28 protein-coding genes and 6 pseudogenes are annotated in these 22,209 nt (G+C 41.8%); 8 read left to right on the top strand and 26 right to left on the bottom strand.

Annotation, left to right across the window (positions count from 1 at the left end; translation table 11 throughout):
• Positions 1-204: 204 nt before the first annotated feature.
• The 10 genes and pseudogenes from G399_RS0107500 to G399_RS22345 form a co-directional block, all read right to left on the bottom strand.
• Complete coding sequence (locus G399_RS0107500; protein WP_006008763.1) at positions 205-1,149, bottom strand: PDZ domain-containing protein; 945 nt, start codon at positions 1,147-1,149, stop codon at positions 205-207.
• Positions 1,150-1,166: 17 nt separating this feature from the next.
• Positions 1,167-1,829: a hypothetical protein gene (locus G399_RS0107495; RefSeq protein WP_006008761.1), complete on the bottom strand. Its 663-nt coding sequence runs from the start codon at positions 1,827-1,829 to the stop codon at positions 1,167-1,169.
• 1 nt (position 1,830) lies between these two features.
• On the bottom strand, positions 1,831-2,406 hold the full coding sequence (locus G399_RS0107490) for an RNA polymerase sigma factor (protein ID WP_006008759.1): 576 nt from the start codon (positions 2,404-2,406) through the stop codon (positions 1,831-1,833).
• Between the two features lie 617 nt (positions 2,407-3,023).
• Positions 3,024-3,912, bottom strand: a pseudogene (locus tag G399_RS21575) (transposase); the annotation flags it as partial.
• A gap of 223 nt (positions 3,913-4,135) precedes the next feature.
• Positions 4,136-4,690 (bottom strand): hypothetical protein, encoded by a 555-nt coding sequence (locus tag G399_RS22270; RefSeq protein ID WP_006008757.1) that lies wholly within the window; start codon positions 4,688-4,690, stop codon positions 4,136-4,138.
• Entirely contained in the window at positions 4,687-5,286 is a 600-nt protein-coding gene (locus G399_RS0107475) for a hypothetical protein (protein WP_006008754.1), read from the bottom strand. Before G399_RS0107475 ends, G399_RS22270 begins: the two co-directional genes overlap by 4 nt.
• 79 nt (positions 5,287-5,365) lie before the next feature.
• Positions 5,366-5,866 carry a YybH family protein gene (locus G399_RS0107470; RefSeq protein ID WP_006008752.1) on the bottom strand — a complete coding sequence of 167 codons (501 nt, stop codon included), beginning with the start codon at positions 5,864-5,866 and terminating at the stop codon, positions 5,366-5,368.
• Between the two features lie 398 nt (positions 5,867-6,264).
• Complete coding sequence (locus G399_RS22755; protein ID WP_264358386.1) at positions 6,265-6,396, bottom strand: hypothetical protein; 132 nt, start codon at positions 6,394-6,396, stop codon at positions 6,265-6,267.
• A complete protein-coding gene (locus G399_RS22350) occupies positions 6,357-6,566 on the bottom strand; it encodes a transposase (RefSeq protein WP_211229858.1) in 210 nt (69 codons plus the stop codon). Before G399_RS22350 ends, G399_RS22755 begins: the two co-directional genes overlap by 40 nt.
• Positions 6,563-6,847: a hypothetical protein gene (locus G399_RS22345; RefSeq protein WP_006008748.1), complete on the bottom strand. Its 285-nt coding sequence runs from the start codon at positions 6,845-6,847 to the stop codon at positions 6,563-6,565. The genes G399_RS22350 and G399_RS22345 overlap by 4 nt, the downstream gene beginning before the upstream one ends.
• Positions 6,848-7,497: 650 nt before the next feature.
• Here G399_RS22345 and G399_RS0107455 point away from each other — a divergent pair.
• Together G399_RS0107455 and G399_RS0107450 are read left to right on the top strand one after the other, a co-directional pair.
• Positions 7,498-7,743: a type II toxin-antitoxin system CcdA family antitoxin gene (locus G399_RS0107455; RefSeq protein WP_006008745.1), complete on the top strand. Its 246-nt coding sequence runs from the start codon at positions 7,498-7,500 to the stop codon at positions 7,741-7,743.
• Positions 7,743-8,042 (top strand): CcdB family protein, encoded by a 300-nt coding sequence (locus tag G399_RS0107450; protein ID WP_026843554.1) that lies wholly within the window; start codon positions 7,743-7,745, stop codon positions 8,040-8,042. Before G399_RS0107455 ends, G399_RS0107450 begins: the two co-directional genes overlap by 1 nt.
• A gap of 74 nt (positions 8,043-8,116) precedes the next feature.
• On the opposite strand, the pseudogene G399_RS20345 reads toward G399_RS0107450, so the two are convergent.
• Positions 8,117-8,344 (bottom strand): annotated as a pseudogene (locus G399_RS20345) (transposase); the annotation flags it as partial.
• Between the two features lie 140 nt (positions 8,345-8,484).
• Between G399_RS20345 and G399_RS20340 the strand changes: the two are divergent.
• The gene (locus G399_RS20340) at positions 8,485-8,688 is read left to right on the top strand and encodes a SlyX family protein (protein ID WP_006008740.1); all 204 of its coding nucleotides are present in this window, start codon (positions 8,485-8,487) and stop codon (positions 8,686-8,688) included.
• On the opposite strand, the gene G399_RS0107435 is transcribed toward G399_RS20340, so the two are convergent.
• Together G399_RS0107435 and G399_RS20335 are read right to left on the bottom strand one after the other, a co-directional pair.
• A complete protein-coding gene (locus G399_RS0107435; RefSeq protein ID WP_006008738.1) occupies positions 8,682-9,149 on the bottom strand; it encodes an acyl-CoA thioesterase in 468 nt (155 codons plus the stop codon). The genes G399_RS20340 and G399_RS0107435 overlap by 7 nt on opposite strands.
• A gap of 1 nt (position 9,150) precedes the next feature.
• Positions 9,151-9,621 (bottom strand): annotated as a pseudogene (locus tag G399_RS20335) (rhomboid family intramembrane serine protease); the annotation flags it as partial.
• Between the two features lie 187 nt (positions 9,622-9,808).
• Here G399_RS20335 and G399_RS21570 point away from each other — a divergent pair.
• A complete protein-coding gene (locus tag G399_RS21570; protein ID WP_006008733.1) occupies positions 9,809-9,943 on the top strand; it encodes a PEP-CTERM sorting domain-containing protein in 135 nt (44 codons plus the stop codon).
• A gap of 120 nt (positions 9,944-10,063) precedes the next feature.
• Here the strand turns inward: G399_RS21570 and G399_RS20330 are convergent.
• The 8 genes and pseudogenes from G399_RS20330 to G399_RS22955 all read right to left on the bottom strand — a co-directional run.
• Positions 10,064-10,744: pseudogene (locus tag G399_RS20330) on the bottom strand (spermidine synthase).
• A 408-nt stretch (positions 10,745-11,152) separates the two neighbouring features.
• Positions 11,153-11,311 carry a transposase gene (locus tag G399_RS22965; RefSeq protein ID WP_006008731.1) on the bottom strand — a complete coding sequence of 53 codons (159 nt, stop codon included), beginning with the start codon at positions 11,309-11,311 and terminating at the stop codon, positions 11,153-11,155.
• Between the two features lie 178 nt (positions 11,312-11,489).
• The gene (locus G399_RS22960) at positions 11,490-11,660 is read right to left on the bottom strand and encodes a transposase zinc-binding domain-containing protein (protein ID WP_425304072.1); all 171 of its coding nucleotides are present in this window, start codon (positions 11,658-11,660) and stop codon (positions 11,490-11,492) included.
• A gap of 203 nt (positions 11,661-11,863) precedes the next feature.
• A complete protein-coding gene (locus G399_RS0107410; RefSeq protein ID WP_006008727.1) occupies positions 11,864-13,246 on the bottom strand; it encodes an NAD-dependent succinate-semialdehyde dehydrogenase in 1,383 nt (460 codons plus the stop codon).
• Positions 13,247-13,328: 82 nt separating this feature from the next.
• Positions 13,329-13,961, bottom strand: coding sequence for an SDR family oxidoreductase (locus tag G399_RS0107405; protein ID WP_026843553.1), 633 nt, complete (start codon positions 13,959-13,961; stop codon positions 13,329-13,331).
• Positions 13,962-14,046: 85 nt separating this feature from the next.
• Positions 14,047-14,931: an IS982 family transposase gene (locus tag G399_RS0107400; RefSeq protein ID WP_006008723.1), complete on the bottom strand. Its 885-nt coding sequence runs from the start codon at positions 14,929-14,931 to the stop codon at positions 14,047-14,049.
• A 28-nt stretch (positions 14,932-14,959) separates the two neighbouring features.
• Positions 14,960-15,376 (bottom strand): MAPEG family protein, encoded by a 417-nt coding sequence (locus tag G399_RS0107395; protein ID WP_006008721.1) that lies wholly within the window; start codon positions 15,374-15,376, stop codon positions 14,960-14,962.
• A gap of 318 nt (positions 15,377-15,694) precedes the next feature.
• Positions 15,695-15,825: pseudogene (locus G399_RS22955) on the bottom strand (IS110 family transposase); the annotation flags it as partial.
• A 222-nt stretch (positions 15,826-16,047) separates the two neighbouring features.
• Between G399_RS22955 and G399_RS0107385 the strand changes: the two are divergent.
• Together G399_RS0107385 and G399_RS22750 are read left to right on the top strand one after the other, a co-directional pair.
• Complete coding sequence (locus tag G399_RS0107385; RefSeq protein WP_006008717.1) at positions 16,048-16,440, top strand: DUF2177 family protein; 393 nt, start codon at positions 16,048-16,050, stop codon at positions 16,438-16,440.
• A gap of 576 nt (positions 16,441-17,016) precedes the next feature.
• The gene (locus tag G399_RS22750) at positions 17,017-17,139 is read left to right on the top strand and encodes a hypothetical protein (RefSeq protein WP_006008715.1); all 123 of its coding nucleotides are present in this window, start codon (positions 17,017-17,019) and stop codon (positions 17,137-17,139) included.
• Positions 17,140-17,243: 104 nt separating this feature from the next.
• Here G399_RS22750 and G399_RS0107375 read toward each other — a convergent pair whose 3' ends face one another.
• Both G399_RS0107375 and G399_RS22950 read right to left on the bottom strand, forming a co-directional pair.
• Positions 17,244-17,429 carry a hypothetical protein gene (locus G399_RS0107375; RefSeq protein ID WP_006008714.1) on the bottom strand — a complete coding sequence of 62 codons (186 nt, stop codon included), beginning with the start codon at positions 17,427-17,429 and terminating at the stop codon, positions 17,244-17,246.
• 406 nt (positions 17,430-17,835) lie between these two features.
• Entirely contained in the window at positions 17,836-18,252 is a 417-nt protein-coding gene (locus G399_RS22950) for a Fic/DOC family N-terminal domain-containing protein (protein WP_226988911.1), read from the bottom strand.
• 46 nt (positions 18,253-18,298) lie between these two features.
• Here G399_RS22950 and G399_RS22495 point away from each other — a divergent pair.
• Together G399_RS22495 and G399_RS0107365 are read left to right on the top strand one after the other, a co-directional pair.
• A pseudogene (locus G399_RS22495) lies at positions 18,299-18,421 on the top strand (integrase); the annotation flags it as partial.
• A 639-nt stretch (positions 18,422-19,060) separates the two neighbouring features.
• Positions 19,061-19,255, top strand: coding sequence for a hypothetical protein (locus G399_RS0107365; RefSeq protein WP_006008712.1), 195 nt, complete (start codon positions 19,061-19,063; stop codon positions 19,253-19,255).
• 388 nt (positions 19,256-19,643) lie between these two features.
• Here the strand turns inward: G399_RS0107365 and G399_RS0107355 are convergent, their stop codons facing one another.
• The 3 genes from G399_RS0107355 to G399_RS21225 all read right to left on the bottom strand — a co-directional run bounded on the left by G399_RS0107355 (position 19,644) and on the right by G399_RS21225 (position 22,099).
• Positions 19,644-20,405 carry a DnaJ domain-containing protein gene (locus tag G399_RS0107355; RefSeq protein WP_006008708.1) on the bottom strand — a complete coding sequence of 254 codons (762 nt, stop codon included), beginning with the start codon at positions 20,403-20,405 and terminating at the stop codon, positions 19,644-19,646.
• Between the two features lie 113 nt (positions 20,406-20,518).
• Complete coding sequence (locus G399_RS0107350; protein ID WP_006008706.1) at positions 20,519-21,217, bottom strand: hypothetical protein; 699 nt, start codon at positions 21,215-21,217, stop codon at positions 20,519-20,521.
• A 489-nt stretch (positions 21,218-21,706) separates the two neighbouring features.
• Complete coding sequence (locus tag G399_RS21225) at positions 21,707-22,099, bottom strand: hypothetical protein (RefSeq protein WP_006008704.1); 393 nt, start codon at positions 22,097-22,099, stop codon at positions 21,707-21,709.
• Positions 22,100-22,209: the final 110 nt, after the last annotated feature.

The raw sequence follows: 22,209 nt of genomic DNA, 5'->3' as shown, positions 1-22,209 counted from the left end.
ACGGCCAACCCAAAACCATGTTGGAAGAAGAAATGGTGCATATCACGAGAGACGGTGCGCAATACTTGATACCGTCGCTACAAGTTTTAGTACTTATAAAGTCTGAATGAGCGCGCATTGTAATTTATGTTGATTCAAGGGCATGCGTTATACAATGCCCATGTATAGGCGCTTCAAGAGATTTTTGGCTAACAAAGACTTTGGCTAAAGTTGGCAAGGTAGATCCTCTCTTACTTTCCAAACAATCGGATCCCAATATTCACCGTCTCTTTCTCGGGTGCTTTTGTCGCTGTTAAACTTGGCGGCTAAATAATAAGTGGTGTTTGCAGCGACATCTATTTCAATTGTCTTTGGTCTTTGTGACACGCGCGAGCGCCTTGTAAAAAAAGAGTCGTTAATTAACTCATGCACATAAAAGGTATGTTTTCCTGGCGGCAATCTAAAGCTAGAGCGGTTTGGCGATACAACGCGTTCGCCAATTTTAATCACATAGGCGTTATAAAAACGTTTAGTAAGGGGAGGGCTAAAAAATACAGATACCGAGCCACAAGCGAGATTGTCAATTTCACTCTGATCATCCGCGCGAGCAGTCATTGCTGCATCAGGCGCTGCATTATCAAATGACTCAGAGCCAACCTCAATTTTAATTGGCGGCGTATATTGCCCAGTAACAATTGTTTCAATTACGCTAAGCTTTCCTTGTTTGTTTAGCCCAATCCTGAGTGTATCTCCTGGAACGGTATTTTCTAACTCTGCAAAGGCCGATGGTTCGCCTTTAAAGATTGTTTCAATCCCGTTTATTGACGCAATAAGATCGCCTTGTTGAAAGTTTAAATTGTCGGCCAGACTGCCAGGCGAAACTGATAGCACCCTAAAGCCTTGCTTGTCGTCAGTATCCAGCACTAAGCCTAAATTAGATGATTGCTTGCCTGGGAGATCGAGTACTAAGGATAAATTGCTGACATCGTTGCCCGCTCTTTTTTCAGCCTCGGCAACTGCCGCCATCGTTGAGGTAATTTGCTTAACAAGGTTTTCAATAAGCATCTCAGATTCCGGACTTGTTTGTACGGCTTGAGTGGTACTGGGGAGCAAGCATAGTCCAATTAAAAAGGTAAATGCTTGGGAAATACTGGATTGCTTTGATTTCATTTTTTCACCTGTAAACATTAGATTGTTAAAGCGCGCCGTTTGGGCACATCGTTAAGCGATTGGATAAGTAATTGCTTTCGTTCATCCCACAGCTCTATTTTTTGTTCAGTACTCATCTGATTCAAATACGCCAGTTGAATTTCTTGATCAATTTGTTGCAGTCTAAATTGTGTGGTTTCATGGGCCACAAGTTGCATATAGTTAGTCTGTATAAACTTGGAGAAGTCAGTCTGTAATTTGTTATTCTCACTGATGATTGCGGCAATTTTTAGGTCTAACTCATTTGTTGAATTGTTAAAAATGTTTGGGTAAATCAAAAAAATAAGAACCGACGCGGCCAGTGCCAACACGGCTTTTTGTAAGCGCTTAACTTTTTGGTTCAAGTTAAGTACTTGTGTTTTACTATTTTCTGCGTCAACTTCGCTTTCAATTTTCTGCCATTGCAAGCTTGGCATGCAAACTTCGGTATCTTGGGCTAGTTGCTGTCTAAAATTTTGCAAGTTGAGGAGTCTGCTTTGGCAAATTGCACACGACACCAAATGTGCTTTTATCTGCGCGTACTTCGCGCTCTCGTGAGAATTGTCTGCAGAAGCGTCGAAATTGTAGTCGATATACTTAGCTGCATCAAAGTTCACTTGAAGTAAGTCGGCTTCATTTAATTGTTGGTCGGTAAGGTGCACTCTATAATTCCTTTATGCTGCTGAGTCTTTTCAACCGCTGCAATGTTCTTGCTAACGATTGTTTTGAAAAACTCTCAGACTTGCCAAATAGCGCTGCAATTTCTTGATGTGAATAGCCTTCAATTTCATGCAAGATTAAAACAGCTCGCGCCTGCTCACTTAGCTTTTGCGTTAAGGTACTTAAATCTTTGCAGGCCTCCCACCACCTAGTTTCAAACTGACTATTCGCATTTAAATGCTGTTCATACATAACTAAATCCTCTTCAAACTCAGTATCATCTATATATTTATGATGACTTTTTAAGTAAGCAATCGATTCGTTTACGGCGATTTGTCGAAACCAACCAGCAAAACTGCCGGAATAATCAAATTTTCCTATATTCTTCATCACCTTTACAAACACTATATGCACGATATCTTGAGCGGCCTCTTTATTGCCGGTTATGCGATTAGCCAAGCTAAAGCATGGGTTAGCATATTGCCTGTATATCGCCTCCATCGCTGCCCTGTCGCCAGACTGAGCATCTTCAATTATTGCGTTTGGCAGTTGTTTGGCAAAACCAGAGTATTCAGTCATTAGATCAAATTTAAATGTGCTTACCTATTAAGATAATCATTGAGGCGAAAAGGTTACATTTATTTGTGAGTATACTTAAATGAAAGTAAAAGCGTGAAGTAAAGGTTAGGAGACTTACGCAATAAAACGTTGGCGATAAGATAGACTTCTGACATCAAATAAGCTGGCGCGAAGGAGAATGTTGCATGTGCAGCCTCTCGTTAAGAGGCCACCCCAGCTTCAATGCGCCTAAACCAATGTCGCTTTTCACTCTCAGGTAAGAAGCTAGCGATACTAATACGTTTGCATGGTTGAATAATACGAGTAAAATGAGTTAATCGTTAAGACAGTTTCGGGGGACTTTGCTTTCATTAGCCTTGCAAGGTGATTTTGACGAGTTTCGACCCAGCCCGTGTGAAAACTATTTTGAATGCCAATTTAATACAGCTTCAGCCGCATTCTTAGCGTAAGGGTTGATGCCTTGGTTATTTATGGGAAATGTGAAATTAGTGCGTTGATAGACTTTTATATGGTAATAACGCCTGTTTATAGGGCTTTATACCTGATTTTAAAGGGATATAGATCCCCTAGGTCGTCATGGCCGATATCAATCCGGTTACCCCCATTATCGACATCCTTCATTTCAGATTGTATGCCAGCACATGGATACTCATTTCGGTTAACACATTATGTTTGCGCGTCATTAAGAAGTGCTGCGCGCCCATCCACATTTTGATGGTGCCGAACGGATGTTCAACAGTTTGCTTCCTGAGCACCGGAATGTTGCGATTGTCATCAAGGCGTTTTTGCATAGCGTCAATAATCGGTTCGTTTATCCACGCGCCTCATTTTCCTTGCTTCCGTTGTTGATGTTGTGCACTTATCCCGTATTTTACAATCTCGGCAGGCTTTACCATTCACGTAAACCTTCTGCTCAATACCTTTATCAGTCGCGTTGCGTTTATGCGGTAATTCCTCGCCCACAGGGCAAGTAAATACATCCTTATCTTTATCGTATATAAATAGAGATTTGTTAAATATCCCTTTTTTGGCCAAGCCAGAGGTATCAGTTTGAGGCACATTAGCGGTAATGCCTATGTCGTGGGCGATGATAAGATGGTGCTTGGTGTCCACCGCCGTTTGTACGTTGTAGCAAACTTGGGTGTCCATCTTAGCGAGATATTCTTCAATACTTTTTTCAATCTTGTTAATTCGGTACTTCTCATTACTCGTCATATAGTTGTTGTTTTTGCTGTTGACCGCCTTGAATTTACTGCCGTCGATGGCAAAGAGTGACTCGGCGAACATGTTCATCTTGCGGCACATCTGAACAACCTGACGGCATACGGCTTTTATAGCTTTGCCATTATCCTTTCTGAAGTCAGCAATGGTTTTGAAGTCCGGCGATAAACGTGTCAGCAGCCACATCAATTCAACATTACGATGGCTTTCTTTTTCTAAGCGGCGCGAAGACTGAATACGGTTGAGGTAACCATAAATGTAAAGTTTGAGCATGACGGCAGGATAGTCGGATCACCCGTCATTAGGTTACCAACCGATAACGTCAAAAAAGCGAGAAATATACGGATTGCTTGGACGGCCGGTGATCGCTCACAAGAGCCAGTCGCTTCCCTCGTCAAAATGTTTCGTTGATGGATTGAAATTAAAGGCAGAGGTGATAGACGGCCATGTGCCCAGACTGTGTAAAAACTATTGATCACCTTTTGGTCTAAGCACAAGTTACTTATGATCAAACAGTCTTAGCCGGCGCTCCAATTTTGAAACCAAGTTTAGTATAATTAATGGTAAGCCAAACCAGAGAAAATATGAGATGTCTCACCATATTACAGGCCAAGCAAGGCACCAATCTACACTCTTCCCAGAAGCCATCGACGACTTTGTTACCTGCAGAAATCATCTCTTGTAGCACGGCGGGAATTTGCTGAGGGATCACTACATAAAACGTTTCACCTACTAGTGTTGATAAAGTTGCGTTATCATCTTTATCATCTCCATCACGTTTGTCATTATTTTCACTATTCACCAATAAGGCGATAAAATTAATCCCATTGCGATAATAGATATCGTATTTATTACTCGCTTCACGTTGCGCAATACTAAGCTCGGTATACTCTTTACCAAGACGCGTAAAGTATTCCTGCGTTTCACCTGCTTTGGCTCGATGAGCAGCCCATTCTTGAACTTGCAAAGCCATAAACACGCCCAGCACAACAATTAAAAAATCAAGAACAACGGCGAACCAGTTTTGTTCTTTTATGTGCTTAGAAAGGCGACGTAATATCATGGCGCAAACTCTATTAGTTGTGAATGTATTTTTTCTAATGTTGCAAGCTCAAGTTTAGGTAATTGGGTCAAGTGGCGCGGGAATGCATCGCTATATTTGTCGCCCAAATTAGCTAAGTCCGAGAGGGTAGTATTGAGTTGATCAATCACCGTATGTTGATCCCTGTATTTCAATAAAGAGGGTCGCAATACCTTACCTCTTGCCGTAAATAGATTACCCTTTAAGAGCACTTCATTTAAAGTCCCTAGCGGCGTTACCGGATAGAAAAGGAGATGTGACGACCACATCGCGCGGCATTGTTCACTGCTAGTTGTTTCCTGCTCGGGTATATTTTGGATAACATTGATAGCTTCAATAAGGGACGTACGATGTACCTGTGTTTCCGCTAACCATTCAGTTTTTAAGATCACCGCCGCTTGAACATCGTTTTGAAGTTGTAACAATAGTTGACGCTCAGCAAAGCGTAAGGTGTTCTCATTATTCCAATTATTGACTTGCAAGCCAATGAAAACCCCAAATACGACTATCAGTGTTTCTACAAAAACAGTGAACCAGTCTTGTTTACGGAAAGCTTTAGAGAGTCGACGTAGGCTCATTGTATTTTCCTGAGTAGCAGCGTCAATTTGAACCTGCTTTGTCATCTATGGATGGGTCAGTAACATTTTACCATTCGCACTATTCAAAGCTAAAAAAAGGACACATTGGCAGTAAATCACTACCAACAGCACCATCAGAATTAAAAATATCAGCATGTATCAACCATTCTCCATTCGCTTGTTTTTTGCGTACTTCTAAAAATTTCCCCACATCAACGCCATATTCACCATCGCCAAGGGGGATAAATACACAAGATCTACCTCTAACATACGCAATATTGCCACTAAGGTGAATGTCTCGTATATCAAAAGCAATTCGAAATCCACTTTCATTCTTTGCTTGCCAATTAGCGATGGCCTCGCGCCCTTGAACCAGTTGGCTATTGGGGGGCATCATAGTAGCGTCTGGTGTAAATAGCTCAGCTAGTGCATGCCAGTCATTGCTGTTGTATGTATCAACCCATTTTTGTGAAGACAACTCTATAATGCTGCGCTCATTACCCATTGCCGCTTGTGTGGGAACGGTCAAGGTAACCAATACGGCAGCCAAATTTAATAGTTTTAGGATATCTTTTTTCATAGCGTTATTCTTTTAATATAAATGTGAGTTTTATGATTGATTGGCGTCAAACGCTCACCTTAGAATGCGCCCAAATAAAAGTATAAACAAGCATGCACTTGCGGGTAAGGCAACGTTCAATAAGGAAAACATGGTAGGCCCAAGGCTTTCATAAAATGTGGCAATGTAGCCCGACGCAAAGAGTGTAAGACGAATTAACGCTATGTACTACCCTTCGTTACAGTTGGCTTTTTGAGTGGGTTGAGGTTGACTAAGGGGAAATAATGCAGGTTGTCATTGATATGCCAGCCGTCATTTGCTTGTATCGGTAGTCCTTTGGTACAGTAACTTTGGGAGTTGCTAGCCGGCCCTCCTACCATAAAATAATATATTTTTTAGTATCGTGCCCACTAGGTAGTCTATGCCCCAAAGCTGAAGTCGTGTTGAATGGTGGCGTCTTTGATGCATTGCTCATTGGGCGGCGCGCGCATTGGCGGCGGAATGAGTGCAGCTAATTTGCCAATAAAGTCGATGGGATTAAAAAAACACATCTGTCGCGCCGGCTACCGGTCGTACCATCCCTATATGGCGTCTTCAATTCATAACGCACTTGTACTTGCTTGGTAATACTTAAACGCTGCTCGCTAATAGCTGGGCGACTGATGTAACAGCAAAGTCGCTCTAGTTTTTCAGGCTCATCAGCGTTCGCGAACAACTTCACACGAACGTGCCAGCATGCAAAGAAAATCCAACGGTATTAGCCAACTGACCATATTCATCCTCGGTGCTAGTAGGCAACGTTTGCAAGGTAAACACCTTCTGACCTTTTTGCGGCCCGATAGCGATGCGGTAGCTAGCGGAGGCACCTTGCAACTGGAGCAGACTATCTTCATCATCTACTGGCAAATTCAGGTAGCTGTTTTCCATGTCACGTAACACTAAGCCGACTTTCTCTAAATATCGGGCAATGCGAAGGCTGATGGTGTGTACTAGTTCGACCATGTCGCTATGAGATGGCGCGTTGATGCGGGTAAAAGTCCTCCCACCCCAAGAATTTTCGTTAATAGCACCTTCTAAAAAAACATGTGAAAGTGGATGCTTAGATTCTCAGGCACTGCCAAAACGCCATCGCCCCAGTCTTGGCTTGTTTATTTGAAAACCCTGCACGGCTAACAACATGTGTGGATATGGCCCGGTGAATAATCCCCATTACCTTGCTCAATTCACTTGGGTATCTAGCTAATAGCAATCGCAAAGGAATAGGCAGGCTCAAAACCCACTGACGAATTGGGTAATCCTACTCCGGTTACCGGTGTAATACGTCATCCACCAGATGCGCCGCACTTATCGCCATTCGCCTAGCGCCGCAGCTAGGACAGAAACCTCAGCGCTTGCAGCTAAACGCGACGAGCTTTTCGTGTTTGCAGTCGCCGCATACCACCCTTAAGAATCCATACTGTCCGCTCCTCGGTCTAAGAAGACTAGTCAATAGGCCAAGTTTTACTAAGCGCAACACCGAACAAAGTGCTGCAACATTCATCAAAAGTTGATTAGTCATTTATTTTATCAAAATTCTAAGTAGGTTAAATAACAGTCATACACAATAAGTGTGTGTATACTACGATTTAACCTACTTAGAATTTGGATGAAATATGTCACGAGCAAATGCCACTGCCTCATTGAAAAAGCGTACTAATTTATCAATAAATGAAATATTGCTAAATGAAGCTAAAGAATTGGGTATCAATATATCTAGCTCAGCTGAGTCTGGAATAAAACATGCACTTATAGAGCGTAAGAGATTGTTGTGGTTAGAGGATAATAAAGAGGCGATTACTAGTTCAAATGATTATGTTGTCAGAAATGGTCTACCTCTTGAAAAATTCCGGAATTTTTGATGAAAAGATATGACGTCTACAAAAACAAATTTGGAACTGGATATATTCTTGATGTACAAACTGACCTGTTATCAGGATTAAACACTAGGGTTGTTGTTCCATTGATGGGCGTATCTGATTCACCAAAATTAGCGAAATATCTAAATCCAACGTTTAATGTCAAAGGTGAAGAAGTTGCTATGATGACTCAATTTATCGCGGCAATACCCGAATCAGAGTTAACCAATCAAACAGGTAACCTTGGTGAGTTTCATCATGAAATTAGTTCTGCGCTCGACATGATTTTCTCTGGCTTTTAGCTAATTTAAAAAATCTTCTGCTATTTGGTTATCTTCAAGTTTGCCAAAAGTCCTTTGCACGTGCAACCACAACATACCTTTGCCTTTAGTTGACGGATTTCTTCTTGTTCTGGCGTGAGCTTGCCATTACCGCGAAACGCATGACCATCATTATCTTGTTCGTACTCTTTGATCCAGCGAGTAATCATATTTGGATTTATCTCCAAACTTCTTGCTGCTCCAACTCTGGTATATTGTTGTTCAAGTACCAAGCTGATGGCGTCTAATTTAAATTCTTTTGAATATTTCTTTCTAGCATTCATAATGCACTCCAGTTTTGAGTATTATCTCTTAACTGGTGTGTCCGAATCAATTAGACCATGTCAATAACAAATAGACTGAATGAGAGTATACGGTGACGGATAGAGAAGTGAGAAACACAGCAGACGATAGCATTGAGTAAATGAAAGCAGCAATTGAACAATTTGAATTTCAAATAGCTTATCAAGAAGATAATTTTGAGCAAATTAATGAAATAGTCACCAACCAACAGTATACGATTGACCGCCAAACTCATCTTCTAACCGGTTTAGTAGATAAAATTAAAACGATGCAAGTTGCAGATACTCACACCGAACAAGGTGATGACTTACCACCTCATTATTGAGTACTAATTTCAATTCCCGACATGTTTATGCGCTTTCCGTTGGCCCCTTTTAATAGTTTGTCTCTCATTCCTTGAGAGATGGCTATTTTTGTAAAACTTGCGATATCTAGCATCACATAAACGATTTCGGCAGATGCTATGGCTTGCTTAGTGAGCCAATTAATCATGGTGATTTGCATGCTAAATGAGGTATTGCCAACATGACTGACATGCACAGATAAACACAGTATATCGTCAAATTTAGCCGAGTTTTGCCAGCCAATGTTTAAATTTACAACTTGATTATCGAGTCCTTGGGCTACCAAATTTTGATAACCACCCACTAGCGCACGCATAAATTCGGTTGCAGCTAAATCGGCATAATCAGCATAACGTGCATTGAATACTACCTCTTGAGCATCACACTCTGAATAGCGAACTCGCAATAGTAATTCAAAAGGTGGCGAGCTATTTATGTCCATATTATGGTTTTTCCTTATTAATGGATTGAGTGTCTTGGTCATGAGCAGGCTGTATAACTTGCTCATCCATCTGCCATGCATCGCCAATGATCGGGTTGTCTGCTTCAGATTGGTTTTCCCAGTCGTAAGTCTTCCTTTGTGGTTTGGGATCAAGAGAATGCCAAAGAACCGCCGACAGAACTCCAGCAAGCGCGCCGAAGAGGTAATATTCGAATGATATACCTTCATCTCTCGGGAAAATAGTCATTGTCATACCACCATACAAAAAGAATGCGATCATCATGATTGCGGCCGAGCGTTTGACGCGCCGGAAAATACTAACCGCTAATATGTAAAAGAATACACCGTGTGTTAATCCACTTGCGCCAATATGATAACTTTCGCGGCCAAATATCCAGACACCAATACCAGACAGCAGCCATACGGTTGCTAAAACTCGCCAACGACTTTTAGGGTACCCATACAATAATAAGTTAGATGGAGTTGGCCCAACGGGTTGGTCGAATATTTATCATGGTGGTTCTTCGATTGGCTCTTCCGTATTAACGATAACGTTATCTTCGGTCAGTAAAATCAGTTGGTTTGAAATATTCGGAAGAACAGGATGTTGCTCATCAAGAGATATATACAATGTTAGTTTCTTTAATGAAGCGGGCGCAATGTTGCAATCTTTTGCAAATCTCAGCGCGGTAAGCGGAAGCAGAACAGGTCAAATTGAAGTTTCTGAACCAGCAGCCGTCGCGTTACTTGGATTCGGTTTATTGATGTTAGCATCGAGACGTTTTAGACAGTAAGTTTGCACTTGTTATTACAAAGAACAAGAACAAGCACTTATTTATCGCTGTAAAAGGCTAAATAAGTGTTTTTTTATATCTAGCGTAAATACGTCCTGTAATTATTTAACCATAAATTCGCTAAGCTCGTTTTTTTGCAAGGAAGATGGTGTGCTTACTACCTTTTCCCTTGCGGGCTCTGGCAATCCGAGTGGTCACCTCATATCCCGCTTTTTTAAGGCGCGTAGCAAACAAATAGTCTGGTCCTGCTGACCATATTGCTAACATGCCTTTAGGTCGCAATACTTTATAGATATCCTGCAGGCCTACTAGAGAATATATTCAGTTATTGTCAGAATGCGTTAAACGCTCTGGGCCATTATCAACATCCAACAATATAGCATCGAACGTGGGCTGAGGAGTTGTGAGTAAGTCTCTTACATCCCCCATATGGATCTTTGTGCGCAGATCATGCAGCGGATTGTTAGCGCAATTGCCTAACGAACCTCTATTCCATTCAACAACCTCAGGAATTAATTCTGCTACCGTGACCTGAGATTTGTTACCGACCATTCGGAGGGCTTCTGATAGTGTGAACCCTATACCTAAACCGCCGACCAATACGTGTCCAACGTCTGTCGACTTTAGGTACGCACATCCCATCTGTGAAAGTTCTTTCTCTGAATTATAAACACGACTGTTCATCAACTCACCGCGAATACCAGACAAGCGAATAGAAAATTCTTTATCACGTTGAGAAAAGGTTAACTCGCCGCCATTATTGGAAATTTGTGCTTTGCCGAGCTGTATCCATGGGATCATAGTATGCCTTAATAAACTACTAGATTAGCTGAAGTGACGACCGATCTAAGCGGTACCTACTCAGGGCAACTGCCTCTAACGAACAATCGTGTTTCCAGTTCCAAATGCTGAGGCTCGGAATCACTTTTTATTGATTTGTTTTTTACTTTGAGTAAATTTTGGCTCAGTGCACCGCTGAACGCTTGATTAGCAATCCTGTAGGCTAGTTATCAGACTGATTATCTTCTTCATTGACGAGTTTTAGACTATTTTTCCCGCGTTGCGATGCCGTCACTTGTGCTCTAAGATTACTGTTTGGCGCGAATACCCCAAACTAGCGGGTAAGTCGACTAACATGTAATCTGTCGAGTGAGATTGAGTCTTGGTGGTGGAATAAGAGCTGCCAATTTACCAATAAAATCAATTGGATTAAAAATACGTGTGTGCTAGCCGGTAATCGGATGCGGCTTTGATGCGAGTGAAGGTGTTGCCACCCCATGAATTTTCACTTATTGCGCCTTCGAGCAATAGCATATGGAAGTGAATATTTAAGTTCAGAGCACTACCAAATCGCTGGATGATAGTCACAACTCCCGTCTTGGCCTGTTTATTAGAAAAAGCCTGCTCGACGAACAATATGCGTAGATATGACGCGGTGAATTATGCCCATGACTTTACTCAATTCACTTGGATATCTAGCCAATAGCAATCTCAAGGGAATAGGCAGGCTCAAAACCCACTGACGAATTGGGTATTCCTACTCCGGTTACCGGTGTAATACGTCACCAACCAGTAGCGCAGCACTTTCAGCCATTCGTCTAGCACCGCAGCTAGGACAGAAACCTCTGCGCTTGCAGCTAAATGCGACGAGCTTTTCGTGTTTGCAGTCGCCGCATACTACCCTTAAGAACCCATACTCCGAGCGACCACATCGCAAAAAGGAGCGATATACTGTTTTGACTTTACAATAACCGCTTTGTCGGTATGCCAACTCTGAGTAAAGTTCAGTAGATGGCTCATTGATTATTTAAAGCAAATCAGGTCATCGATACCAAATTTAATATACTTTTTGAGGCTAATTTTATTATTCGCTTACAGAAGAGAGCACTCTAGATCTAAGCGTTACAGTATACCAACACTCTATTTAGTGTCTGTAATCATGACAGCCTTAATATTAACAAACTCTTTTATGCCAAAACCACCGTGTTCGCGGCCATATCCGCTGCTTTTTACACCACCAAACGGTAAGTTTGGATGCGCCAAGCCATAACCATTTACGTTGATCATACCGGTGTTGAAATGTGTAAGCGCAAGCTCAACCGCTTTATCTTCATCCTTAGAGAAAATGCCGCCGCCTAAACCGTAGCGTGAATCATTTGCAATTCTCATTGCATCATCATCGTCTTGAGCCATAATTAGTGATGCTACTGGGCCAAATAATTCATCGTCATATGCCGGCATATTGGGGGCAACATGTTCTAAAATAGAAGCGGGGTAAAAATAACCCTTACCTTCTGGTATTTCACAGCCGCATACTATTTTTGCGCCTGCGCTGATTGACTCACTAACCTGATCGTGAAGTTTTTCACGCAGGTCTTTTCGCGCCATAGGCCCCAGGTCGGTGTCATCAGCGCGAGGATCGCCAAAGTTTATTGCTTCCATCGCTTTTTTGAAGCCTTCCCTAAACTCGTCATAGTTCTTTTTAGTGACCACAAAGCGCTTTGCTGACACGCAGGTTTCACCATTATTTATGATGCGCCCTTTCACACAAGCTTCTATTGCAAGAGGAATATCGGCGTCGTCTAAAACGAGGTAAGCGTCATTACTGCCTAATTCCAGCACGGTTTTTTTGCTATATTTGGCAGCTTCTTGTGCCACCGATTTGCCAATTTCATCGCTGCCGGTGAAGGTGACGCCCACTATATTTTCATGGCTTATTAGCTTACTGGCAGTTTCACCGTCTATTATTAACGACTGATAGGCGTATTGTGGAAACCCAGCATTTTCATACATCTCTTGGATTTTATGAGCCATGCCAAATACGTTTGACGCGTGTTTCATAACAGTGGTATTACCCGCCACTAAGTTTGAAATGCTGTATCGTATTACCTGATACAACGGGAAATTCCAAGGCTGAATACCTAAAATTACGCCTATGGGCTGGTAGCTAACAATTGCACGACCGGGTTCATAATCTCGTTCTTCATTGGCTAATTGCTCTTGTGCAATCTTGGCGGTGTATTTGCAAATGCCAATACACAGTTCTATTTCTTGCTTGCCTTGGGCCTTCACTTTCCCCATTTCGTCAATCATTAACTCAATAATGTCTTCTTGGTTTTTTTCAAACTCATCGGCCAGTGCCAATGCCAGTTTAGCGCGTTCTTCTACCGGCACTAATTTCCAGTTTGCAAAACAGTTGTTTGCGTTTTCAATAGCGTTTTCAGCCTCTTGTTGAGACAATAAGGTGTATTCTTTAAGGGTTTCTTCGGTGTAGGGGTTAATTGTTTGTCTTGTATTGCTCATCGGTATTTTTACCTTTTTTTTTGCGTCATGCAGTCGTGCATAACAGTGTAAAGTGTTAGTCTTTATACGAACTCAACGGACATTAAAAAGCCTCAGCTATTTTTTTATCGCCGTTGAAAAGCTCAGTAACTGAATTTTCATGAGGTGGGTTATTGACACAATACATCAGCGCGTGTGCAACATCGGCACGGGTAATTTTAGCATCGTCATCATTTTCAGGACGCTGGCTTGTGAAGCGGCCGGTTGCCTCGTCGTCAGTTAATGCACCAGGGCGAATTATGCTGTAGTGCAAACCACTGCGCATCAAATGCTCATCTGCCATGTGCTTAGCAATCAGATAAGGCTGCATCTCTTGCGGGCCTTCATCTGGCGCATCGGCTCCTATTGAACTGACCATAACAAAATGCTTTATCTTATGTGCTTTCGCATAATCAGCCGCTTTGCATGCTGACCATAAATCAATGAGAAGTGTTTTTTCGGCGCCTGTACCGCCACCCGATCCTGCAGCAAAAACCACATTGGTACAGTCTGTGAGCGCGTGGCTAAAGTCATTGGTTAAATCTTCTTCGACAATGCTTAAGTTTTCATCCTTAATGTCGGAAAGTTTGCTTTTATCTCGGACAAGTGCTGACACTTTCTGCCCGTCGTTCAGCATAAGTTTGGTTAGTTGTTTGCCAATTTGGCCACTTGCGCCAATAATTAAGGTGTTTTTCATTTTCATTGTTTCCTTATAGTCTTTTTATCTCGAGTTTTAAGTGAAGGTGTTGGACCTCTTGATTAATAATTAACCTGAGATCTGCTTAAGCAACAACCATGGCGTTACGCTCTACGTCAGTCAAATTGAGGCTTAGCTTGTTTTCCTTTAAGCAATAAACCACCAATCCAGCGAGTAGATTGAGCGTAAAGCCGTTCATGCTGCGATGTCTTGAGTGCTCTATGTACGGAATGTTCTTCAATTGATCATTTATTGTTTCAATAATAAACCGTTTCCAGAGCATCGCTCTATCCCACAAAGAGATGGCTTTTGCCTTCATATTTTTACGTACCGTTGTTATTAGAGTCACGCCCTCCTCGAATAAGTTTGCTGCCAACGCTTTACTCAAATACCCTTTATCGCCATACAATTTGTCCGTTAAACCCTGAGCTAATTCTTCTACTAGCTGAGTGTCATGGACATTGCCTGTTGTCACTTTTACAGCCACAATCTCGCCATGGTAATTCACGATCAAGTGAAGTTTGAAAGCGTAGAACCAGCCCATAGTGCCTTTTCCTCGTTGAGCAATACCGTCGAAGGTTTTATGCCTTGGAATACGAATATTGCGGCAGACTTTTATGCACGTAGGATCAATGAATTCGATGCCTGTAGGCTTTCCCTTAAGTGAAGTGAAGTATGCAAAAAAGGGCACAATCACTCTGGGCATTACTGCAAGAAACTGGGTGTAGCTGAGTAAATTAGGGCATTCTTTTTTGTACATGACAGATACATACCCAGGATAATAATTTTTGAAGTCACGATAATGTGACATATGAAACCTCACCACAATTGTCATAATTTCACCCGTTGTCATCCAGCCATTTCGCTGGCGCTTCTGATTGCCATCTTCCAGTAATTGCTTTTGCCACTGGGGGATAGACATTTTGCAAAAATCATCGACATCGCAGTGCAACTCGACTAATTTATTCATTCAATTTTTTAAGCAGGATTCGGGTTAATTACATTAATCTCAGTCCTAAAAGTACCAACATAACGAGGTTGGCAAGCACACCAATTAAGAAAAAATAACTTCTTGGACTAGGGTTTTTCTCTGTTGCGATCGCGTAGTAAAGCACCATATGAACAACTCTTGCAGCCAAATATACCCACATACACACAGCAAAAATGGTGCTTTGATAACTAATCACAAATGCTAATAAAACGGTGCCTACAAAAAGAAGGCTATTTTCAAGCGTGTTTTGGAATGTGCGGTGGGTTCTAAATACAAAACTGCCGTGAGATAAGCTGTCGTCTAATTTACCAGGGGTTGCATTGGGCTGCTTGGCTTTGCTAGCAGTCGCCACTGCCCACTGTATTAGCACCATAATTAGGTAGAGGTAAAATGCTAAATAAGCTGAATACGCTAGGTCGGTCATTATTTTTTGCCTTTCATCACAACATGTGTAATTACTAAAGCAATATATATGCCTAAGTTAAGCTACTGATATTTATAGGTATTAAAAATATAAAAGAGAGAAGCTATGTAATAAGTACACAGCCGAATATAAAGTTTACTACATGCTAGGTGGTCAAAAGCGCCACCCACTTTTTCGCGCCATCAAACTGATTCAACATAAGCTTAATACACACAATGAGCGGCACGGCAATAAGTGCCCCTATTAGCCCCCACATCCAGCCGCAAAATAGCAGCCACAAAATGATCACAAATGGATTAATTGAGTGTAGGACAAATTGTTAGCTGCCCCCCGTGGTATATAATCTCGGTGAATTCCGTCAGGTGGTCGTGCAGCGCATTGATCGCTTGAGTGCGATGTCGGATCAGTAACTCCCGGACTAGGAAAACCATGGCAGCACTATGCACTTGGAATACATTTTTCGCCAAATCGAGTCCGACTGTGATAACGTTCAACAAGATCGCGCTCCTTTTTGTGGATCAGTGCAGACCCACTTCGGCACATCGGTGCTGCTGGGGGGACGGTTGCATCATCAAAGCTGGGTGAACTAATTAAAAATGCGACGTTCCGCTGATTCTCAGTGATAAAATTCTGCGTTACGTCTTTGGATAAAAATCCTCGGAGTGGACATTATGACCTTATATTTCCTTACCGCCTTAATATTTCTCGCATTGGACGCCATAATGCTTACCTTTGTGATGAAGCCGCTTTTTACGCAACATCTTGGCGATTCAATGCGAGATGGTCTGATGCTGGCCCCGGCTGGACTATTTTATCTCGCTTATGTTGCCGGATTGGTTTTTCTTGTTTCAATACCGGCGTTGCGTGACGCGGATCCAGCCCGCGCGGGTTTGCATGGCGCGGTTATCGGCGCGATGGCTTACGGGACCTACGAATTCACGTCCATGTCGATCATGAAAGACTGGTCGTGGGTGATGGTTGTGACCGACACAACGTGGGGCGCGATGTTGACAGGATTTTCTGCATGGGCTGCTGTCTGGTTGTTGCTGCGTTTTCAAAGCTGAGGCGCAAAGGATCCGTAGGAAGTTGTTTCCACCACGAAGACCTCGCCGCAAATGTCGCCCGAACTATTTCGCGGCACGCCGGGTTCTAAGTTTTGGCAGGAAGGAAAAACTCCATAGCGACGCGATAGCTGACAGAACGAGTACGGATGGACGCCTTGCAACTGGAGCCTGGCAAGAGTCTCAAATTCATGTCTCGGAACAAAATTTAGTATTTGTGAGAGGATCGTATTACAATGTTCCATGGCCCGATTTGCTCATTAGTGCAGTGTTTCATTAACAATCTCGTTGTATCAGTTTGGGCGGGATCAGACCTTCTTTATCTCTTCTTAACGGGACAGCAGTGCTCTATTATGACTAATTATAAGAAATAAAAAACGCATTAAATATACGAAAATCAACGGCATTTATACGTAATTACTTGCTACTACTGGGCTTGTTGTGGCTGGCGGCGATATGTTACTAATAGGCTCAACAGTCGCTAGCGTTGGTGGCTTGCTAACGGGCGTGGACGGCTCGGCTTTTCCTAATTCACGCCTAAAAAGCATCTAGAAAGATATTGAAGAGGGAAAAATACTGATGATGGTAGTTGTGGCATTAGATCGAATACTACACATGAATACCTTGATTAAAGATTTTGACCCAGATATAGAGATCGAAGGTATCGAGCTTCCTATGAAGTCAAGAGTAAACTTGAAATAACTTCACTAATAAAAATTCGATAAAATCAGCCATCAGAATGGTGGAAAAGTGTAGGTGTATTTGCTATTTTTTTAGCTGCTTTTTCCAATTTATCACTCTATATTTCAATCCTTATCGATCTCTGCAAGTGCGGCATGAATCGCTTGAAATATTAGCCTGTCAGCCTCTACTGGATCATTTTCAGGGACGTCCCACGACATAATTTCACGATATTTTTCTACTATATGACGTAAATCGTCAACGATCTTCTCGTGATAACGCTCGATTTCTATATTTTGTACATCTGTCATTCTGATATTCCTTTTGGGTAATCACTTAGAACACTAAATCCTGCACAGCAACGATTAATATCTCGTAGTGCTGCAAGTTAAAATATACCATAAGAATGATTTCAATAACTGATTTAGGCCGTTTTTATTCTTTTTCTTGGTGGTCGGCGTGATTAAGGAGTCGAGTTTTCTGGAGACCATCTTGCTTTATTGATCTTAAGGAAAAATTTAGCGTCTAGACCTCGCTAGATGCCGACTATCGAATCGGTGCCATTAAGCGTCACTCTAGTTGAACTCATAGCACATTTCCGCCGAAAAAAATTTTAGCTATCAGGGCCATTGGTGAGAAAACCGATGTTCATATTTAATGGCTTGACTCTCTACACAGTTTCTCAAAACCAACTAAAACTCTTTATTATTAGGAAATCTATATAAAGTGGTAGTTAGTTTGGTTTTGCTTATACCTCATTAATCGCGAGTGCTGCTCCCTACTATTCTCCCAGAGGTTCGTAGTCGTTGACATCATTTGCCATAAGAAAATGCAAGCGTTTGTGCAAAAACAGTACTTCCTTACCAGACTCTCGGGATCCCAAGTTTCTTTGACTGCCGGAGTCGCGTTGTCCTCGTCACCCGCATACCGGAACAGCTCATCGGTAGTGGTAACAATATTTTCGATTTCAGAACTCGATTTCGATTCCAGTATAGGTATTAGATTAATCAGCAGCTTCTGATCGACTAAAAGTCTAGCCACCTGATTTAGCGCACTGAGGGAGCGTGCCGCTGGCGTCAGTTTTTTCAGAATAGCCAGCGACTCCGTTTCATGCAGGGGAGGCAGCAATGGCACATTGAATGGCTGATCGCTCACAGCAAGATCAGTCAATCACACGATTCGCAGAGCCACACCTTCGCTGATATATAAGAGAACAAAGAACTTAAGGGCCGGCCAACTATTATTAGGCCATCAAAAGCTTGAAAGCACGGTCAGATATTTAGGAATAGAAGCGTCCACCTGAGCCTATTAATTTTGGAGCGACTCGGTTTAAAGCTATAAGCGCTGTTTTTGTTATACGATACACGACTAGATTCAAAAATAGGCGGATTAAAATTCAACTTTTCATCAAAGTTTATTGCGTGTAATACACTTAATTTTCTCCTCATAAGGATCATAGCGAGACCATGGTGCGCAACAGCTGTTGATTCTTCTTCTATATCTCGAGCTAATGTAGGGGTAAGCCCTACGACTCCTTACACTTGTACGTTACTAATTTTGTTGAACTTTAACTCAATACTCTTGCTGTGATTTGCAACGTATGATGTTAGTTTTTTCTCTTGACCGATGTAAAGGTAAACAAATTGACATTCATTACAGCCATAGATAAATAGGTCGTAGAGGCTAATTTTATCTAATTTTTTATTACAACAATCGCTATCTTCAGTGAGCGTTAGCAATGTTAATGTCCACCGTCGACTCCTCTATCACCAATTAGTCGCTCATCCCAACGTTGAGAAATTTATAAATTCCTATAGCATATATCAAACTAAAAATTAGAGAGACGGTATGCAAACCGTTCAACACGAGTTTATTTGGCATAAACAGCATGCTGAAAAAACACTAAGTGTGTTATGTTTTATTCATTATATAAGGATCATATATGTTCACAGAAGTAGCTCTTTTAGCCATTATTGTTCAACTTGGAATTATAGTTGGGATTATCGTCTACGCTGTTAAATTACTTAACCGTATTACAGATATTGCAGGGTCTCAAAAATCCATAGCAAATTCTCAAATTCAGCTCATTAGTTTATTAATTAAAAAACAAGAAAATCAGGAATCATCTGATAGTTAAAACATAACAAGTCATTAAAGCAGGACTAAAAACACGGCGTTATGCATAAAATTATGATTTGCCAATACTCTTTTGTGCGCTCAGCGGGTTTACCTTGCGCAACGCGTTTCAGTTCTTTTTTATCTGAGTAAAGCAAGATGGCAGGCAGTATTATGACCAACATGAAGACATAAATATGATTTAGTAAAATCGTAATCATTTCCTATTTTGTGAATAATATAAGCACCAAATAGGGATAACAGGAATAAATCTGACTCAAACAATTGTCAGGATTTAGAAAGGTCATTGGTTTTCAACTTAACGGTTAAGACATACAAACACTAACGGCAGTTTTTATATTTTTTACGTAGAGGTGGAAGTCAAAAAAAACTGCTTAAGAATCCCGCTTTTACTTGTCCTTGAGGCCCAAAAGTAAATCCTTCGCCTGGTTTATTTTTGTTGCAAGATAATTACTGCCTCCTCGATCTGGATGGAGTTTTAGCATTAGTTTGCGGTGAACTGCGATAATCTCTTCCTCCGTTGCGTTATGATCAAGGCCGAGGACTTGATAGGCTTCAATTGCAGTCATCTCATCGCTATTGCTCTCGCTGGAGTTTTGTTCACTCTCTCCTGAATAGTTTCCGGCATTAGCAGCTTCGCGCCAGTCAGAACCATGCTTGCGATCAAGATAGGCAGCCAAAACTTCAATCGAATCCGGATATTGCTTATCTGCTAGGCCATAGAGAGATGTTAATTCTGGCAGACTTAATTCAGACAAATATTTGCCCTTGCTGTCAGTAGCCAGTAATTCACCATCTACGTTTCCACTTTCATGATCTAGAGTCATTCTGAGCAAGCTGGTTTCAACCGTCGAATACTGAGATGAACCCGAATTTTGTTTACCTTTAGCCTTCTGGTAAAGCCCTTTTAAAAACGGAAAATAACGTAGGAATGGAAAAAAGCGCTTAGCAAATACAACTAAACCTGTTCCCAAGGCGGCCAAAATATAAAGTTTCCCAGTGATCGTTAGCAACAGTAGCGTAGTGATGAACGCGACCACGCCGACTGTCGCACCAACTTTCTTGCTTTGTTTCAGTTTCAGGGGTCGAATATATCCCACTGCGATATAGCCGATGATAATAATCGCTATTAAAACGACAAGTCCTAACATAGAGTTTTCACTTATTTGGGTATTGTTTAAGCCACAAAGCCAATCATTCTCTATTTTACAGTGCTGTTATTTCAGTGCGAACAATTGGATTACTGGCGGCCATCTAATAAAGGTTACTTTAACTGCTGCAATAACCGTCGCACGCTCACATCCTGACTCAACAAATGACTTTCCAAAGCAGGTTTACCCCCCGCTGCATAAACCGCAACGGCGGATAACAGCTGCCCTAATTGTCTGGCACTGCCTTGATCAAACTGGCAATGCGCCCCGCCACTCAATGTCGCTAGCTGTGAGAAGATACTCCCAACCTTTGCATTTTTTCCTTCCTGAAAAACAAATAAAGGTAGATTGAGTATTCCCAATTGACCTGCCAAGGCTCCCAGTGAATCGGGATTTTCTTCAACACAGTCACCAACAAACACCAATGCATTTACTTTGCTTATGCGAGTTTCACTCAATGCATGCGCTAACACTTTGGCAATTTGAGTTTGTCCAGCTAGACAGCGTACCGAAAGTAAGGCTTGTTTAATTTCACCCGCGCCGCGTGTCCAAGGAAGTGCTGTAAAGTCTCCCATTCCGCGGTAATAACAAAGCTGCACGCTGAGTTCACTTACCTTGTCTGCCTCAGCAAACATCGCCGCGTGCTGTTGACTAGCCATATCCCAGCACTGCTCACGACTTGCTGTTGCATCCATTGCAAATATTAGTCTGCCCTTGCCCGCGCCAGTTATTAGCGGAGTATTTTTGACTTTTCCAAGAAATGCCTGAATATCTTGAGCGCTCGACTTTTTATCAGGAAGATTTGAGGTCATGTTGTTTCCCCGTTTATAGTAAACCTAAAGTAAAAAAGTAATCTAAATTCACAGCATTACGCTTTTTTATTGACGTTATTGATAATAGAAATAAATTACCCAAAGACAAAAGTGTTTGGTGGATACTTAAAAAACGAAAATGCCGGTCACTGACTAAAGTAAAAAACCAGTACACTATTTGGCGAAAGACGTAACAACTAATGAGGAGTAGGATAATACTACACTTTATATTTACAGTATGTCTTCTTTGTCGGATCACCTGCCATTAGAATAACAACCGGTAGCATTAACAAATCTCAAAAAAGTGGTCAAGATATACGGTTTGAGCTAGGACAGTTGATCGCTCGCTCCCGACTCCGTGCCATAAGGAACAAGTCGATCAACCTTCGTCTTAGGCTCACTTTTGGCAGTGTTTTATAAGGCGCTCGTAGGCTTGCATATCGCCGTTTTGAGCCAGCAATACGTCTTTCACCAAAAGACTCGACTGCTCTATTGAGTGCTCCATTGCTCTTCCCCTAAAAACGGCGTAATTTGCTGACTAACCCAATCAAGGTCATCGAGAAAAATAAAGTGGCGAACCTTAGTATTCATAACAACTTTTGCGTTATTAACCTTTTCAAATTGCTGTAAGTATAATGCACTAATCTGTTTATGTTGAGCCTCCTGCGTAAAGCCTCCAGACGCGCCAAGCATCAAAATATGCGTATTTGAATGCGTTAAAGATTTACGCATATCGGTGGTTATTGCATCAAATATAGCATTGCCTGCCGTCACTGGGTTCGACTGCTTAGCCATATCAACAATTTTGGCTTGGTGTTTGGCTGATGTGGCTTGAATAAATACTCCTTGTTGGGTTTGCGCTGCTAATTGCTTACTACTCATATTTGCATATATGGCCCTGATATTTTGGGCTTGAGGCATCATCATATCAACAGTTGTTGAGTTTATACGAGTGAAAATAAGACCAATTTATTGCGCAACAAAAGACGGGA

Source organism: Brumicola pallidula DSM 14239 = ACAM 615 (genome assembly GCF_000428905.1).
GTDB lineage: Bacteria > Pseudomonadota > Gammaproteobacteria > Enterobacterales > Alteromonadaceae > Glaciecola > Glaciecola pallidula.
This window is presented reverse-complemented; position numbering and strand designations above follow the sequence as displayed.

Bases quoted from the DNA above. Each gene is read 5' to 3' on its own strand.
- G399_RS0107500 (WP_006008763.1), bottom strand. From the start codon at position 1,149: ATGAAATCAAAGCAATCCAGTATTTCCCAAGCATTTACCTTTTTAATT.
- G399_RS0107490 (WP_006008759.1), bottom strand. From the start codon at position 2,406: ATGACTGAATACTCTGGTTTTGCCAAACAACTGCCAAACGCAATAATT.
- G399_RS22270 (WP_006008757.1), bottom strand. From the start codon at position 4,690: ATGATATTACGTCGCCTTTCTAAGCACATAAAAGAACAAAACTGGTTC.
- G399_RS0107475 (WP_006008754.1), bottom strand. From the start codon at position 5,286: ATGAGCCTACGTCGACTCTCTAAAGCTTTCCGTAAACAAGACTGGTTC.
- G399_RS0107470 (WP_006008752.1), bottom strand. From the start codon at position 5,866: ATGAAAAAAGATATCCTAAAACTATTAAATTTGGCTGCCGTATTGGTT.
- G399_RS22755 (WP_264358386.1), bottom strand. From the start codon at position 6,396: ATGTGTTTTTTTAATCCCATCGACTTTATTGGCAAATTAGCTGCACTC.
- G399_RS22345 (WP_006008748.1), bottom strand. From the start codon at position 6,847: ATGGTCGAACTAGTACACACCATCAGCCTTCGCATTGCCCGATATTTA.
- G399_RS0107455 (WP_006008745.1), top strand. From the start codon at position 7,498: ATGTCACGAGCAAATGCCACTGCCTCATTGAAAAAGCGTACTAATTTA.
- G399_RS0107450 (WP_026843554.1), top strand. From the start codon at position 7,743: ATGAAAAGATATGACGTCTACAAAAACAAATTTGGAACTGGATATATT.
- G399_RS20340 (WP_006008740.1), top strand. From the start codon at position 8,485: ATGAAAGCAGCAATTGAACAATTTGAATTTCAAATAGCTTATCAAGAA.
- G399_RS0107435 (WP_006008738.1), bottom strand. From the start codon at position 9,149: ATGGACATAAATAGCTCGCCACCTTTTGAATTACTATTGCGAGTTCGC.
- G399_RS21570 (WP_006008733.1), top strand. From the start codon at position 9,809: ATGTTGCAATCTTTTGCAAATCTCAGCGCGGTAAGCGGAAGCAGAACA.
- G399_RS0107410 (WP_006008727.1), bottom strand. From the start codon at position 13,246: ATGAGCAATACAAGACAAACAATTAACCCCTACACCGAAGAAACCCTT.
- G399_RS0107405 (WP_026843553.1), bottom strand. From the start codon at position 13,961: ATGAAAAACACCTTAATTATTGGCGCAAGTGGCCAAATTGGCAAACAA.
- G399_RS0107400 (WP_006008723.1), bottom strand. From the start codon at position 14,931: ATGAATAAATTAGTCGAGTTGCACTGCGATGTCGATGATTTTTGCAAA.
- G399_RS0107395 (WP_006008721.1), bottom strand. From the start codon at position 15,376: ATGACCGACCTAGCGTATTCAGCTTATTTAGCATTTTACCTCTACCTA.
- G399_RS0107385 (WP_006008717.1), top strand. From the start codon at position 16,048: ATGACCTTATATTTCCTTACCGCCTTAATATTTCTCGCATTGGACGCC.
- G399_RS22750 (WP_006008715.1), top strand. From the start codon at position 17,017: ATGATGGTAGTTGTGGCATTAGATCGAATACTACACATGAATACCTTG.
- G399_RS0107375 (WP_006008714.1), bottom strand. From the start codon at position 17,429: ATGACAGATGTACAAAATATAGAAATCGAGCGTTATCACGAGAAGATC.
- G399_RS0107365 (WP_006008712.1), top strand. From the start codon at position 19,061: ATGTTCACAGAAGTAGCTCTTTTAGCCATTATTGTTCAACTTGGAATT.
- G399_RS0107355 (WP_006008708.1), bottom strand. From the start codon at position 20,405: ATGTTAGGACTTGTCGTTTTAATAGCGATTATTATCATCGGCTATATC.
- G399_RS0107350 (WP_006008706.1), bottom strand. From the start codon at position 21,217: ATGACCTCAAATCTTCCTGATAAAAAGTCGAGCGCTCAAGATATTCAG.
- G399_RS21225 (WP_006008704.1), bottom strand. From the start codon at position 22,099: ATGAGTAGTAAGCAATTAGCAGCGCAAACCCAACAAGGAGTATTTATT.